Origin of the sequence: Bradyrhizobium semiaridum, assembly GCF_020329505.1 — a bacterium.
In the GTDB taxonomy this organism is placed as follows: Bacteria; Pseudomonadota; Alphaproteobacteria; order Rhizobiales; family Xanthobacteraceae; genus Bradyrhizobium; species Bradyrhizobium semiaridum.
On sequence record NZ_JAGKJJ010000001.1, the window covers coordinates 132,838 to 146,231 of the forward strand.

At 67.3% G+C, this 13,394-nt stretch carries 8 protein-coding genes; 4 read left to right on the forward strand and 4 right to left on the reverse strand.

The features are described from left to right. Positions 1–233: 233 nt before the first annotated feature. Positions 234–1,064 carry an invasion associated locus B family protein gene (locus J6500_RS00555; protein ID WP_225710725.1) on the reverse strand — a complete coding sequence of 277 codons (831 nt, stop codon included), beginning with the start codon at positions 1,062–1,064 and terminating at the stop codon, positions 234–236. 376 nt (positions 1,065–1,440) lie between these two features. Here J6500_RS00555 and J6500_RS00560 point away from each other — a divergent pair, with 376 nt between their 5' ends. The 3 genes from J6500_RS00560 (at position 1,441) to J6500_RS00570 (ending at position 6,073) form a co-directional block, all read left to right on the forward strand. Continuing rightward, positions 1,441–3,177 (forward strand): extracellular solute-binding protein, encoded by a 1,737-nt coding sequence (locus J6500_RS00560; protein ID WP_225711047.1) that lies wholly within the window; start codon positions 1,441–1,443, stop codon positions 3,175–3,177. Positions 3,178–3,231: 54 nt separating this feature from the next. Continuing rightward, on the forward strand, positions 3,232–4,743 hold the full coding sequence (locus J6500_RS00565) for an AMP-binding protein (protein WP_225710726.1): 1,512 nt from the start codon (positions 3,232–3,234) through the stop codon (positions 4,741–4,743). A 103-nt stretch (positions 4,744–4,846) separates the two neighbouring features. Beyond that, positions 4,847–6,073: a GGDEF domain-containing protein gene (locus J6500_RS00570; RefSeq protein WP_225710727.1), complete on the forward strand. Its 1,227-nt coding sequence runs from the start codon at positions 4,847–4,849 to the stop codon at positions 6,071–6,073. A gap of 213 nt (positions 6,074–6,286) precedes the next feature. On the opposite strand, the gene mfd is transcribed toward J6500_RS00570, so the two are convergent. Beyond that, positions 6,287–9,805: a transcription-repair coupling factor gene (gene mfd / locus J6500_RS00575; protein ID WP_225710728.1), complete on the reverse strand. Its 3,519-nt coding sequence runs from the start codon at positions 9,803–9,805 to the stop codon at positions 6,287–6,289. After that, the gene (locus tag J6500_RS00580; protein ID WP_225710729.1) at positions 9,802–10,092 is read right to left on the reverse strand and encodes an FAD assembly factor SdhE; all 291 of its coding nucleotides are present in this window, start codon (positions 10,090–10,092) and stop codon (positions 9,802–9,804) included. The genes mfd and J6500_RS00580 overlap by 4 nt, the downstream gene beginning before the upstream one ends. 242 nt (positions 10,093–10,334) lie before the next feature. Between J6500_RS00580 and recG the strand changes: the two genes are divergently transcribed. After that, complete coding sequence (gene recG, locus J6500_RS00585) at positions 10,335–12,443, forward strand: ATP-dependent DNA helicase RecG (protein WP_225710730.1); 2,109 nt, start codon at positions 10,335–10,337, stop codon at positions 12,441–12,443. Positions 12,444–12,560: 117 nt separating this feature from the next. On the opposite strand, the gene J6500_RS00590 is transcribed toward recG, so the two are convergent. Continuing rightward, a complete protein-coding gene (locus tag J6500_RS00590; RefSeq protein WP_225710731.1) occupies positions 12,561–13,337 on the reverse strand; it encodes a DUF502 domain-containing protein in 777 nt (258 codons plus the stop codon). Positions 13,338–13,394: the final 57 nt, after the last annotated feature.

Consider the following 13,394-nt stretch of genomic DNA (forward strand, 5'->3'; position numbering starts at 1 on the left):
CCTCCCGTGCCGGTTCTTGATTGTGCTTTGATGCGCCGGAGTCGCCCGGACGGGATCACGACGACGCGCGAGGTGGATGCGCTCGAGACGTGTCCCTGGTTCAGACCCTCGCATGCGAGGCGCGCCATCACCAGCCCGGCAAACCACTATCAGCCAGACCCAATCGCATGGCCGAATCGAAAAGGCGCCCTTGCGGGCGCCTTGATTGCGATGTCTCGTGCTTGCCCGGAGGCTTACTTGGACGCCGGGTTGGCCGGAGCCGGCGCCTGGGCGGCGCCCTGGCCGGCGCCTTCGAGCTTCTTGCGCTGCTCTTCGGCGCGCTTCTGCAACTCTTCCTGGAGCTTCTTCGAGTTCTCCTCGAACACCTTCGGATCGGTCGGCGGACCGTCGAACGCCTTGGCGAATTCCTGGTTGAGCGGCAGCGGCAGCGTCAGCGGCGCGCCGTTGGCGTTGATCGCCTGGACCACCAGGTTCTGGCCCTTCTTCATGTTGTTGATCAGCTCAGGCGTCGCCTCATAGTCCGACATGCAGCCGTTCTGGAAGCAGATCACGTAGGGCGACTGCTGCGGCGGGTTGTTGTCGACGATGATGCGGGTGCCGTGCACGAGCTGCATGCCGAGCGGCAGCGTCACGCGCAGGATCTTCTTCGGCTCGCCTTCCGGCTCGATGATGACGGCGGCGATCACGGGCTGGCCGGACTCGATGCGACCGTCCTTGCCGGTGAAGCAGACCTGCTTGGCGTTGGCGTCCTGGCCCTTCAGGCAGAACTTGGTCCAGGGCGCGTAGATCAGCTGGATCTGCTGATCCTGGGCCGGCGGCTGGCCGGCCGCCGCAGCGGGCGGCTGTCCAGCTGCCGGGGCCTGGGCCGCCGGGGCCGGTGCTTTCGGAGCAGCCTTGGGTGCCGCCTTGGGCGCAGCCTTAGGAGGGGCCGCGGGCGCCGGCGCTGCGGGCTGCTGGGCCTGTGCGGCAGGAACCAGGAACGCTGCAGACAGGGCCGTCGCCGTCATCAGGGCGACAATTCGCCCCCGCGACCGGACCGGGGCGGCCAAGATACGGAAATTCATTGCGGAAAACCCTTTCTGAACGGGCAGCGCCCGAAACCGCTGCAGGCGCCGACACATAGCCGTTTGGGCGGCTGTCTCCTAGTGAATTGAGGCGGATACGTGACAGGCGTCGCCGCCCGGTCAGTTGCACGCTTTCAATACAGCGGCGAGCGGAAAGATCAATGGTGACAAGCAGATTTGCACGCACGTTACGGCGAGTTCGGGCCGCCTGTGATAAAGCTCCAACGTGACGTCTCGCGAATCAAATCCGGTGCCTCGCGCGTGCGTTCCCGGGCGCTCCGCGCTGGCCGGCGCATCGCTCTGTTTGTCGCTCGCATTCGCACTTCTGACGACGGCCCCCACCCCGGCCGAAGCGGCCGAGAGCTATGCCATCGCGATGCATGGCGCGCCGGCCCTGCCGCGGGATTTTTCCCACCTGCCCTACGCCAATCCCGACGCGCCGAAGGGCGGACGCCTGGTGCAGAGTCCCCGGGAAGGCACCTTCGACAGCCTCAATCCCCTGATCGTCAGGGGGCTCGCCGTGCAGCAGGTCCGCGGCTACTCCTACGAGCGCGGCTTTGTCTACGAAAGCCTGATGGTGCGGAACAACGACGAGCCGTTCACGCTCTACGGCCTGCTGGCCCGCAGCGTCGAGACCGACGACGCCAGGAGCTACGTCACGTTCCACATCGATCCGCGCGCCCGCTTCTCCGACGGTGAGCCGGTCACGGCCGACGACGTGCTGTTCTCGCTTGCGTTGCTGCGCGACCACGGCCGGCCTGCGCATCACCAGTATTATTCGAAAGTGGCAAAGGCGGAGGCGCTCGACCCGCTGACGGTACGGTTCGATTTCGGCGGCGTCGCCGACCGCGAACTGCCGCTGATCCTCGGCCTGATGCCGATCCTGCCACGCCACGCGACCGATCCTGCGACCTTCGAGCAGACGACGCTGGCGCCGCCGATCGGCTCCGGCCCCTACCGCGTGACGGCGGTGCGCCCCGGCGCCAGCGTGACCTTCACCCGCAACCCCGAATACTGGGGCCGCGATCTGCCGGTGAACCGCGGGCTGTGGAATTTCGACGAGATCAGGCTCGACTATTACCGCGACGCCAACGGCCAGTTCGAGGCTTTCAAGCGCGGCCTCTATGACTTCAGGACCGAGCCCGAGCCGCTGCGCTGGCACGACGGCTACGACTTCCCGGCGGTAAAGAGCGGCGAGGTGATCCGCGACAGCATCAAGATCGGCACGCCGCAGCCGTCGGAATTTCTGGTGTTCAACAGCCGGCGGCCGAAATTCGCCGATATCAGGGTGCGCCAGGCACTGGCGATGCTGTTCGATTTCGAATGGATCAACCGCAATTATTATTTCGGACTCTACGCACGCTCCGGCGGCTATTTTGCGGGGTCGGAATTGTCGGCGTATGGCCGCCCTGCCGATCCGCGCGAGCGCGAGCTGCTCAAGCCCTGGCTGTCGCATATTCCACCCGACATTCTCGAGGGCCGTTACCGGCTTCCCGTCACCGACGGTTCGGGGCGCGACCGCACCACGCTGCGCAACGCGCTGGCGCTGCTGTCCGAAGCCGGCTACGCGCTCGACGGTACGGTGCTGAAGCAGAAGTCGACCGGGACGCCGTTCCGGATCGAAATCCTGGTCACGACCCGCGAGCACGAGCGCATCGCCCTCGCCTACCAGCGCGACCTCAAGCGCGCCGGGATCGACGCTGCCGTGCGGGTGGTCGACGCGGTGCAGTTCGAGCAGCGCCGGCTCGCCTACGACTTCGACATGATCCCGAACCGCTGGGACCAATCGCTGTCGCCGGGCAATGAGCAGTGGTTCTACTGGGGCAGCCAGGGCGCCGATGTCCAGGGCACCCGCAATTACATGGGCGCGAAGGATCCGGCGATCGATGCCATGATCACCGCGCTGCTGGCGGCGCGGGAGCAGCCGGCCTTCGTCTCCGCGGTGCGGGCGCTGGACCGGGCGCTGATGTCCGGCTTCTACGCTATCCCCCTCTTTAACATGCGGGAGCAATGGATCGCGCGCTGGAATCGGATAGAACGGCCATCGACGATGGCGTTGACGGGCTACCTGCCGGAGACCTGGTGGCAGAAGGCCGGCGCGCAGCCGAAGTGAATGCGTCCTGAAGCGATACGATCCGATCCAAGCGATGCAACCGACGTTGACCCTGTGAACCAGCAGATCAGTTCGCCGACGCTCGATACCCTGTTCAGGCGCACCTTGGCGCGGCAGCCCGACGCGCTGGCGCTGGTCGATCCGCTCAACAAGCAGCGCATCACCGGGCAGACGCGCAAGCGCCTGACCTACGCCCAGGCCGACCGCGCGATCACCGCGATCGCGGCCCACTTCATCGAGAGCGGCCTGCCGGCCAACGCCGTCATCGCGGTGCAATTGCCCTCGACGGTCGAATTCGCGCTGACCGTGCTGGCCGCGCATCGCGCCGGACTGGTCGTGGTGCCGCTGCCGCTCTTGTGGCGGCAGGCCGAACTGACGTCGGTGCTCAACCGCACCGCGGCGCGGGCAATCGTCACCTGTAGCAAGATCGACGGCATCTCCTATGCCGACATCGCGATGAACGCTGCCGCGGAGGCGTTCTCGATCCGCCATGTCTGCGGCTTCGGCAGCGATCTGCCGGAAGGTATGGCCTCGCTCGACGAGGCGATCCTGCAGGACCTGCGGCCGGCACGGGCCGTGCTGCAGGACGGCCGCAAGGCGGCGCTGATCTCCTTCGACGTCACCAGCGAGGGATTTCGCCCGGTGCCGCGCGCGCATTACAGCCTGATCGCCGGCGGGCTTGCGATGTCGCTGGAGAGCGATCTCGCGCAAGGCGCCACCATCATGTCGGCCTTCGCGCCGATGTCGTTTGCCGGGTTGTGCGCCTCGCTGGTCACCTGGCTGCTGTCCGGCGGAACGCTGGTGCTACATCATCCCTTCGACGAGGACGTGCTGCAGACCCAATGCAACGACCATGCCTGCGACACGCTGATCGCGCCTGCGCCGCTCGCTCTGCGGCTCGACGAACGGGGATTGACGGAACGGCTGCCGAGCCTGCGCAACGTCCTCGGCCTCTGGCGGATGCCGGAACAAGTCGCCTCCAGCGCGCACTGGGCCGCAAAGCGCGCCATCATGACCGACGTTTATCTGTTCGGCGAAGCCGGACTGTTCAGCGCCCGCCGCACTGCCGCTGACGGCGCGCCCGCCCCGATCAAGCCGGGCCCGCACAGCGCGCCGCGCGAAGCTCCGGGGGCCTCGATCGCCGGCGAGATCCTGTTGACGCCGAAGGGCACGCTGGCGCTGCGCGGCCCCATGGTGCCGGTCGCCGCCTACGCACCGCCGCCGCCCGCGGGCGACGGTCTGATCGCCCCGCCGCAGCGCGACTACGTCGACACCGAATACGCTGCGCGGATCGATCGCGTGAACGGCGCCATCAACATCACCGCGCCGCCGGCCGGCGTAATGACGGTTGGCGGCTACCGCTTCCTCGCCCAGGACTTGCAGGAATGGTCGCGCCGCCTCGGCCAGGGCGCGCTGTTGACGGCGTTGCCCGACCGCCTCAGCGGCCATCGCCTGGCCGGGCGGGCGCAAGACAATGCCCGAGCCCGCGACGCGCTCACGGAACTTGGGCTCAACCCCTTGATGGTCGAGGCTTTTCGCGACCGCGGCGGCGTCGCGGCGGGTTGAATCTTATCAATGCATTAGTCTTAGCATTGCGTTGACGCTGCATTAAGCGATGCCAACTAGCATCGCGGCCATTGCTTCCAGCGCATTGGTTCCGAGCTTTCGCATGTCTCAACAGGGTCCGGTCCTCATCGTCTCGGCGGCGGCAAGGCCGTCCTTTGCCGATGTTCTCGATGAGACGAAACTGTTTCCGGTGCTGGTCACCGACTGGAACGAAGCCGGGCGGGCCATCGAGCAGGTGAAACCGGCGGCGATCATCGCCGCAGCCGAGAGCATCGATTTTCCGGCGCTTGCAACGCTCGCCAAGCGCGCCGCCGCCCGCGCGCCCTATCTGCCGCTGATCGCGGTCGATCCCGTGACCACGTTGCCGGATACCGCGATCGCGTTCTTCCAGAAGCGCGGCATGCCCGACCGGCTGATCGCGCGGCTCAACGCGTCCTTGCGCGTGCGCGCCCTGCACGCGACCGTGATGCGGCGCCTGGTGCCGCCGGCCCCGATCGCACTCTCGGATGTCGATCCGGTGGGCGAAGCGACCACGCTGCTGATCGGCCGCGGCGGTGCCTATCCGGCGCTGTCGGTCGCACTCGGCGAGCGCGCCGGCGTGGTCGGCGCGCTCAGCATTGAGGCGGCGGCCAAGCATCTCTCCAGCCGCGACATCGACGGCATCATGCTGGCCGAAGGCTTCACGCCGCGGGTGATGGACGCGTTCCTGACGGTGCTGACCGAGGACGTCCGCTTCCGGCCGCTGCCGGTGATCGTCGTCTCGAACGAGCTCGCGCCGCGCTACGACCTGCCCAATCTCGAGATTATCGCCGCCGGGCCGGCGCGGATCGCCGACATCGCGCTGCCCTTCATCCGGCAGCACGCCTTCGAGGCGCGGCTCAGCCGCATGCTGCGCGCGATCGACGCCAAGGGGCTGATCGATGCCCGCACCGGCCTGCTCACCAAGGCCGCATTCGACCGCGACTTCGCCACCGCCGTTTACCAGACCGCGGAGCGCGGCGGCAGCCTCTCGGTGGCGCGGTTCACCTTCGACACCACCACGCCGCGCGCACAGTTCGACGGCGCGCGGATCATCAGCCGCCTGATGCGCCAGGCCGATTTCGGCGCCGTGCATGACGACAAATCGATCGTCGTGGTGCTCACCGGCACCGACCAGCGCAATGCCCAAGCGATCACCCGACGGCTGGCGAGCGTGATGCGCCACACCAGCCACGGCCGCCGCGACACCCGCAGCGAGCCCGCGGTCAGCGTGACGTCATTGCTGCCCGGCGATTCCGCGACGTCGCTGCTGGCGCGTCTGTTCGAGATGCCGGAGCGCGCGGCGTCGTAACCGAGATCATGCAGATCGCGTAGGATGAGAGGGCACGCAGAGACATGCTCGCCATCCTTGCTCTCCCCTCTCCCCGTCATTGCGAGGTGCGGAGCGACGAGCAATCCATCGCTCCGCATATGCGGTGCAATGGATTGCTTCGCGGAGCCTGTCATCGGGCGCGGATTCGCGCGACCCGTTGGCTCGCAATGACGTGGATGGCTCAATGCATGCTCACGCCGCCTTCTTGCTCTCCGCAAGGTTCGCGAGCTGCCGCAAGATCTCCGTCGTGCCGGCGAGCCGCTCTTCCGGCGTGTCCCACTCCTGGAAGAACACCACCTTCATGTCCGGCCGCACCTTGGCGGCCTGGCCGTGCTGACGGATGAAGGTCACCAGCCGTTCCGGATGGGCAAAACTGTTGTCGCGGAATGCGATCACCGCGCCCTTCGGGCCGGCGTCGACCTTCTCGACATTGGCTCTGCGGCAATAGGCCTTGATCGCCGCAACCTTGAACAGATAGCGGACCTCGTCCGGCAGCACGCCGAAGCGGTCGCGCATCTCGGCAGCAAAACTGTCGATCTCCTCGTCGGTGTCGAGATCGGCGAGCCGCCGATACAGCGACAGCCGCACGCTGAGGTCGTTGACGTAATCCTCGGGGATCAAGACCGGCATGCCGATGGTGATCTGCGGCGACCAGCGGTCGGCGGCGGGCTCGGCAACGCCAGCCTTGAGGTTGACGATCGCCTCCTCCAGCATCGACTGGTACAGCTCGAAGCCGACTTCCTTGATGTGGCCGGACTGCTCCTCGCCCAAGAGATTGCCGGCGCCGCGGATGTCGAGGTCGTGCGAGGCGAGCTGGAAGCCGGCCCCCAGTGTCTCCAGCGATTGCAGCACTTTCAGCCGCCGCTCCGCCTGCGCGGTGATCTTCTGCTGCGCCGGCAATGTGAACAGCGCATAGGCGCGCAGCTTGGAGCGGCCGACGCGGCCGCGCAGCTGGTAGAGCTGCGCGAGGCCGAACATGTCGGCGCGGTGCACGATCAGCGTGTTGGCGTTCGGGATGTCGAGGCCGGATTCGACGATCGTGGTCGACAGCAGGATGTCGTATTTGCCGTCGTAGAACGCGGACATGATGTCCTCGATCACGGTCGGCGGCATCTGGCCGTGGGCGACCGCGACCTTCATCTCCGGCACGTTCTTGTCGAGGAAATCCTTGACGCTGGCGAGGTCCTCGATCCGCGGCACGACGTAGAACGCCTGCCCGCCGCGATAGCGCTCGCGCAGCAGCGCCTCGCGGATCATCAGCGGATCATGCGGCGCGACGAAGGTACGAACCGCGAGGCGATCGACCGGTGGCGAGGCGATGATCGAGAGCTCGCGGACGCCGGTCAATGCCAATTGCAGCGTGCGCGGGATCGGGGTTGCCGACAATGTCAGCACGTGGACCTGGGCGCGGAGCTGCTTCAGCCGCTCCTTGTGGCTGACGCCGAAATGCTGCTCTTCGTCGACGATCAGAAGGCCGAGGTCCTTGAACTTGATCGCCTTGCCGAGCAGCGCATGGGTGCCGACCACGATGTCGACGCTGCCGTCGGCGAGCCCCTTCTTGACCTGGTTCAATTCCTTGGTCGAGACCAGCCGCGAGGCCTGCGCGACATTGACCGGGAAGCCTTTGAACCGTTCGGTGAACGTCCTGGAATGCTGCCGCGCCAACAGCGTGGTCGGCACCACGACCGCAACCTGCCGGCCCTCCAGTGCCACGGCAAACGCCGCGCGCAGCGCCACCTCGGTCTTGCCGAAGCCGACGTCGCCGCAGATCAGGCGGTCCATCGGGCGGCCGATTTCGAGGTCCTTCAGGGTCGAGGTGATGGCGCCGAGCTGGTCCTCGGTCTCCTCATACGGGAAGCGCGCGCAGAATTCGTCGTAGACATGCGGCTGCAGCGGGAATTTCGGCGCCTCGTGCAGCTGCCGTTCGGCGGCGATCTTGATCAGCTCGCCCGCGATCTCGCGGATGCGGTTCTTGAGCTTGGCCTTGCGCGCCTGCCACCCGCCGCCACCGAGCCGGTCGAGCTCGACATTGGCGCTGTCGGAGCCGTAGCGCGACAGCAGCTCGATGTTTTCGACCGGCAGGAACAGCTTGGTCTCGGCGGCGTAATGCAGCTCGAGACAGTCATGCGGCGCGCCCGACACTTCCAGCGTCTGCAGGCCGACGAAGCGGCCGATGCCGTGCTCGACATGGACCACGAGATCGCCGGTCGCAAGGCTCGTCACCTCCGAGATGAAGTTGTCGAGCTTGCGGCTCGCCTTGCGCGGCCGCACCAGGCGGTCGCCGAGAATGTCCTGCTCGCTGATGACGGCGAATTCGTCGGTCTCGAAGCCGGACTCCATGCCGAGCACGGCCAGCATGGTTTCGTTGCGCGGCGTCGCCTGCACCATCCGCCAGGTGTTGACGCTGGTGGTGTTGAGCAGCTTGTGGTCGCGCAGCATCGCGCCCATGCGGTCGCGCGAGCCCTCGCTCCACAGCGCGATCACCACCTTCTTGCGCTGGCTCTGCAATGCGCCGACATGGCCGACCACGGCCTCGAACACGTTGACATTGCTGTCGGCGCGCTCGGGCGCGAAATTGCGGCCGGCCCGCGCGCCGGCATCGAACACCTCGGTCGAGCCTTCCGGCACCGCGAACGGCGTCAGCCGCGCCACCGCCGCCTCGCCGAGCAGCTTGGTCCATTCGGCCTCGGTCAGGTACAGCCTGTCCGGCGGCAACGGCTTGTAGATCGCGCCGCTGCCCGGATGCTCCAGCGCCTCGCGCCGCGCCTCGTAGTAGTCAGCGATCTGCGTGAAGCGCTCGCGCGCGGCGTCCTCGGCCTGCGGCTCGATCGCGACGGTGGCGCCGTCGAGATAATCGAACAGGGTGTCCATTCGCTCCTGGAATAGCGGCAGCCAGTGCTCCATGCCGGGATGGCGGCGGCCCTCGGAAACCGCTTCATACAATTGGTCGTCGCGCTCCGGCGCGCCGAACGCTGCGACATAGCCCATCCTGAAGCGGCGGATGGTTTCGGTGGTGAGCTGGAATTCCGACACCGGCACCAGATCGAGCCCGCGCATGTCGAGCAGCGTGCGCTGCGTCTCGGCGTCGAAGGTGCGGATCGACTCCAGGCTATCGCCGAAGAAGTCGAACCGCACCGGCTGCTCGAGCCCGGCCGGAAACAGATCGAGGATGCCGCCGCGCACCGCGTATTCGCCCGCCTCGCGCACCGTCGACGAGCGCGTATAGCCGTTGTGCTCGAGCCAAGCCACGACCGAATCCATCGGCACCACGTTGCCCGGCGCGACCGACAGCGCCTGCGCCGCCACCAGCTCGCGCGCCGGCACCCGCTGCACGGCCGCGTTCACGGTGGTCAGCACGATCAGCGGCTTGTCGCTGCCGGCGAGGCGCGACAGTTTTGCCAATGTGGTCAGGCGCTGCGCCAGAATGCCGGCATGCGGCGAGACGCGGTCATAGGGCTGGCAGTCCCAGGCCGGGATCTGCATCACCGCGATATCGGGCGCGAAGAACTCCAGCGCGCGGGCGAGCTGCTGCATGCGTGCGCCGTCGCGGCAGACCACGGCGAGGCTCACCGCGGCGCGCTTCGGCCTGGCTGCGATCGCCCGCGCGAGGTCTGATACGACGAGCCCTTCGGCGCCCTCGGCGACATTGGCGATGGTCAGTACGCGGCCGGGCGCGAGCATCGCGGCGGGCGATTTGGCAGGCTGTTTCATGCGCCGTGATCCGCGACCCGGAACGCCTTGATGCGGGCATAGAGTGCGGTGGCATATTCGGCCGGCAGCACCTTGTCGCCGGTCAGCGCGGCATAAAGGTCCGGGTCCGGCACCTCGATCAGGTGCTCGAGTTCGCCGAGTTCCTGCTCGCTGAGATCGGCGATGGTCGCGTCTGCAAATCGGCCGAGGATCAGATCCATCTCCCGGGTGCCCCGATGCCAGCAGCGAAACAAAAGCCGCTTGCGGCGGTCATCGAGCCCGCTGCTCGACCGTGTCGATCCCGTCATGTCGCAAAATCCATACAACGCCAAAAGCCCGGACGTGCCGGGCGGGGCTTGATATAGCGACGGCAATGGCCGATGTCAGCCCTCATCTGCCGACTGCGAGCCATGCCGTCGTTGCCGGGCTTGCCCGCCCGCCGACGCTTTGGCGAGGCGGGACCCGGCGCTGCACGCTCGCTCTAAAAAAGACGTGGATGCTCGGCACAAGGCCGGGCACGACGGAGTGGAACGGACTTAAGATTCTCCCCATGCGCCCCAGCCTGCTCAATCCGCTGTTTGCCCCGGTCACGACGCTCTCCGGCGTCGGCCCGAAGCAGGACAAGCTGCTGCGCTATCTGCTCGACCGCAGCGAGACGCCGCGGCTGGTCGATCTGCTGCTGCATCTGCCGGCCAGCGTGATCGACCGCCGGGCGCGGCCGAAGATCCGCGACGCCGCGGTCGGAACCATGGTGACGCTGGAGGTCACCGTCGATCGCCACCGTCCCCCGCCGCCGCGCAATTCGCGCGCGCCGTACCTCGTCTATGCCAGCGACGACACCGGCAACGTCGTGCTGACCTACTTCCGCAGCCCGCCCGGCTTTGTCGAAAAACTGCTGCCGGTCGGCGAGAAGCGCTACGTCTCCGGCACGCTTGCGATGTATGACGGCATCCCGCAGATCGTGCATCCCGACCGCGTCGTCGACGAGGCCGGCTTTGCAAAGCTCTCCGGCATCGATCCGGTCTATCCGCTGACGGAGGGCCTTGCCATCGGCTCGCTCCGCCGCGCCATCGCGCAGGCGCTGACCAAATTGCCTGACTTGCCGGAATGGATCAGCCCCGAGGTGCTGCGGCGCTGCAAATTTCCGCCGATCCGGGAGGCGCTGACGCGGGTGCATGTGCCGGTCGAGCTGACCGACATCCTGCCCGACGGCCCGTTCTGGTCGCGGCTGGCGTTCGACGAGCTGCTCGCCGGCCAACTCGCGCTGGCGCTGATCCGCGCCACGTTGCGGCGGCCCGCCGGCGTCCGCAATGCCGGCGACGGCCATCTGCGCGGCAGGATCATCGACGCCCTTCCTTACGCGCTCACAAAGTCGCAGCGCGACGCGGTTGCCGCCATCACCGAGGATCTGCGCCAGCCGGTGCGGATGCTGCGGCTGGTGCAGGGCGACGTCGGCTCCGGCAAGACGGTGGTCGCGCTGCTCGCCGCCGCGGCGGTCGCGGAAGCCGGCAAGCAGGCCGCGCTGATGGCGCCGACCGAGATCCTGGCGCGCCAGCACATCAAGACCATCGCTCCGCTCGCCGAGCGCGCCGGGATGCAGGTTGCGATCCTCACCGGCCGCGAGAAAGGCAAGGAGCGCCGCGAATTGCTGGCGCGGCTCGAGGCCGGCGAGATCGATCTGTTGGTCGGCACCCACGCGCTGATCCAGGACGACGTGATCTACAAGGACCTCGCGCTCGCCGTGGTCGACGAGCAGCACCGTTTCGGCGTGCGCGAGCGCCTCGCACTGACCACCAAGGGCGCGGCCGTCGACGTGCTGGTGCTGAGCGCGACCCCGATCCCGCGCACGCTGGTGCTGACCTATTTCGGCGACATGGACGTCTCGGAGCTGCGCGAAAAGCCTGCCGGCCGCCAGCCGATCGACACCCGCGCGGTGCCGATGAGCCGGATCGAGGACGTGATCGACGGCGTCGGCCGCGCGCTCGGCGCCGGCAAGCTGGTCTACTGGATCTGCCCGCTGGTCGACGAGTCCGAGGCCGAGGGAACCGAGCATCTCACCAATGCGACCGAGCGCTTCGAGTCCTTGCAAAAGCGGTTCGGCGATCAGGTCGGCCTGGTCCACGGCCAGATGAAGGGCGCCGAGAAGGATCGCGTGATGGCGCAGTTCGCCGCGCACGAGATCCAGCTCCTGGTCGCGACCACGGTGGTCGAGGTCGGCGTCGACGTGCCGGCCGCGACCATCATGGTGATCGAGAACGCGGAACGCTTCGGCCTCGCACAGCTGCATCAGCTGCGTGGCCGCATCGGCCGCGGCTCGGAAGCCTCGACGTGTCTCCTGCTCTACAAGGAGCCGCTCGGCGAGATGTCGAAGGCGCGGCTGAAAGTGATCCGCGAGAGCACGGACGGTTTTCGCATCGCCGAGGAAGATTTGAAACTGCGCGGCGAAGGCGACGTGCTCGGCATCCGCCAGAGCGGCCTGCCCGGCTACCGCATCGCCCGCTCCGACGTCCACGCCCAACTGATCACGCAGGCCCGCGACGAGGCGCTGCGCATCATGAAGGACAACCCCAAGCTGAATGGCGAGCGCGGCGACGCGCTGCGTTGCCTGCTCTATCTCTACGAGCGCGACGAAGCCGTGCCGCTGATCGGGGCGGGGTAGCGCTGGAGCCGCCGTCATTGCAAGCGAAGCGAAGCAATCCATAGCACCGCATATGTGGAACGATGGATTACTTCGTCGCTATCGCTCCTCGCAATGACGGGGATAGAGCGCCGTGCCCTACTCCACCTTCGCCGGGGCGGCCGGCTGCAGCGAGGCGGCCTGGTTGGCGATGCGGGCGGCGTTGGCCATGCCGGCGAGCGCTGCGGCGCGCTTCTGGTCGGAGCCGCCGGGCTGCACCACGCCGCACGACATGATCAGCGTCGCGGCGTCCTCGGTGCTCATCTCGATCTCAATGACCTTGCTCTTCGGCACGTAGAAGAAGAAGCCGGTGGTCGGGTTCGGCGCGCACGGCAGGAATACCGAGATGTGCTCCTCGGCGCCGGGCAGGCTGGTGGCGAGTTCGGCGTTCGGGGCTTGCGAGATCAGCACGATCGACCACATCCCCGGCGAGGGAAATTCGACGAGGCCGACGCGGCGGAAGCTCGAGCCGTTGCCGGAGAACAGCGTCTCGAACACCTGCTTGAGGCCGCGATAGATCGCGCGCACCGCCGGAATCCGGCCGAGCAGCCGTTCGCCCAGATCGACCAGGGTTCGCCCGATCAGGTTGGCGGTGAGGAAACCGAGCAGCGTCAGCGCGATCACGGCGACGATCAGGCCGGAACCGGGCAGTCCGAACGGCAGGTACGTCTCCGGCCGATAGGCGGTCGGCACGAACGGCCGGACCAGATTGTCGACCCAGTTCACGAACCACCAGGTCAGATACAGCGTGATCGCGACCGGTCCGGCCACCACGAGGCCGGTCAGGAAATAATTGCGAAAGCGCGCCATCAGCCCGCGGGGGGCATCCGGGGGCAGATCACCTGGCGTCACGGGAGGCACTTGAGTGGACGTCATTGCGGTTCCAGGTCGTCCCAGCGGGCGTAATTCCTGCGCATGCCCCGGTAAAGTATT

What these genes read in the sequence shown, in the direction of transcription:
- J6500_RS00555 (WP_225710725.1), bottom strand. Translation starts at nt 1,064, where the DNA reads ATGAATTTCCGTATCTTGGCCGCCCCGGTCCGGTCGCGGGGGCGAATT.
- J6500_RS00580 (WP_225710729.1), bottom strand. Translation starts at nt 10,092, where the DNA reads ATGACGGGATCGACACGGTCGAGCAGCGGGCTCGATGACCGCCGCAAG.
- J6500_RS00590 (WP_225710731.1), bottom strand. Translation starts at nt 13,337, where the DNA reads ATGACGTCCACTCAAGTGCCTCCCGTGACGCCAGGTGATCTGCCCCCG.
- recG (WP_225710730.1), top strand. Translation starts at nt 10,335, where the DNA reads ATGCGCCCCAGCCTGCTCAATCCGCTGTTTGCCCCGGTCACGACGCTC.
- J6500_RS00570 (WP_225710727.1), top strand. Translation starts at nt 4,847, where the DNA reads ATGTCTCAACAGGGTCCGGTCCTCATCGTCTCGGCGGCGGCAAGGCCG.
- mfd (WP_225710728.1), bottom strand. Translation starts at nt 9,805, where the DNA reads ATGAAACAGCCTGCCAAATCGCCCGCCGCGATGCTCGCGCCCGGCCGC.
- J6500_RS00560 (WP_225711047.1), top strand. Translation starts at nt 1,441, where the DNA reads ATGCATGGCGCGCCGGCCCTGCCGCGGGATTTTTCCCACCTGCCCTAC.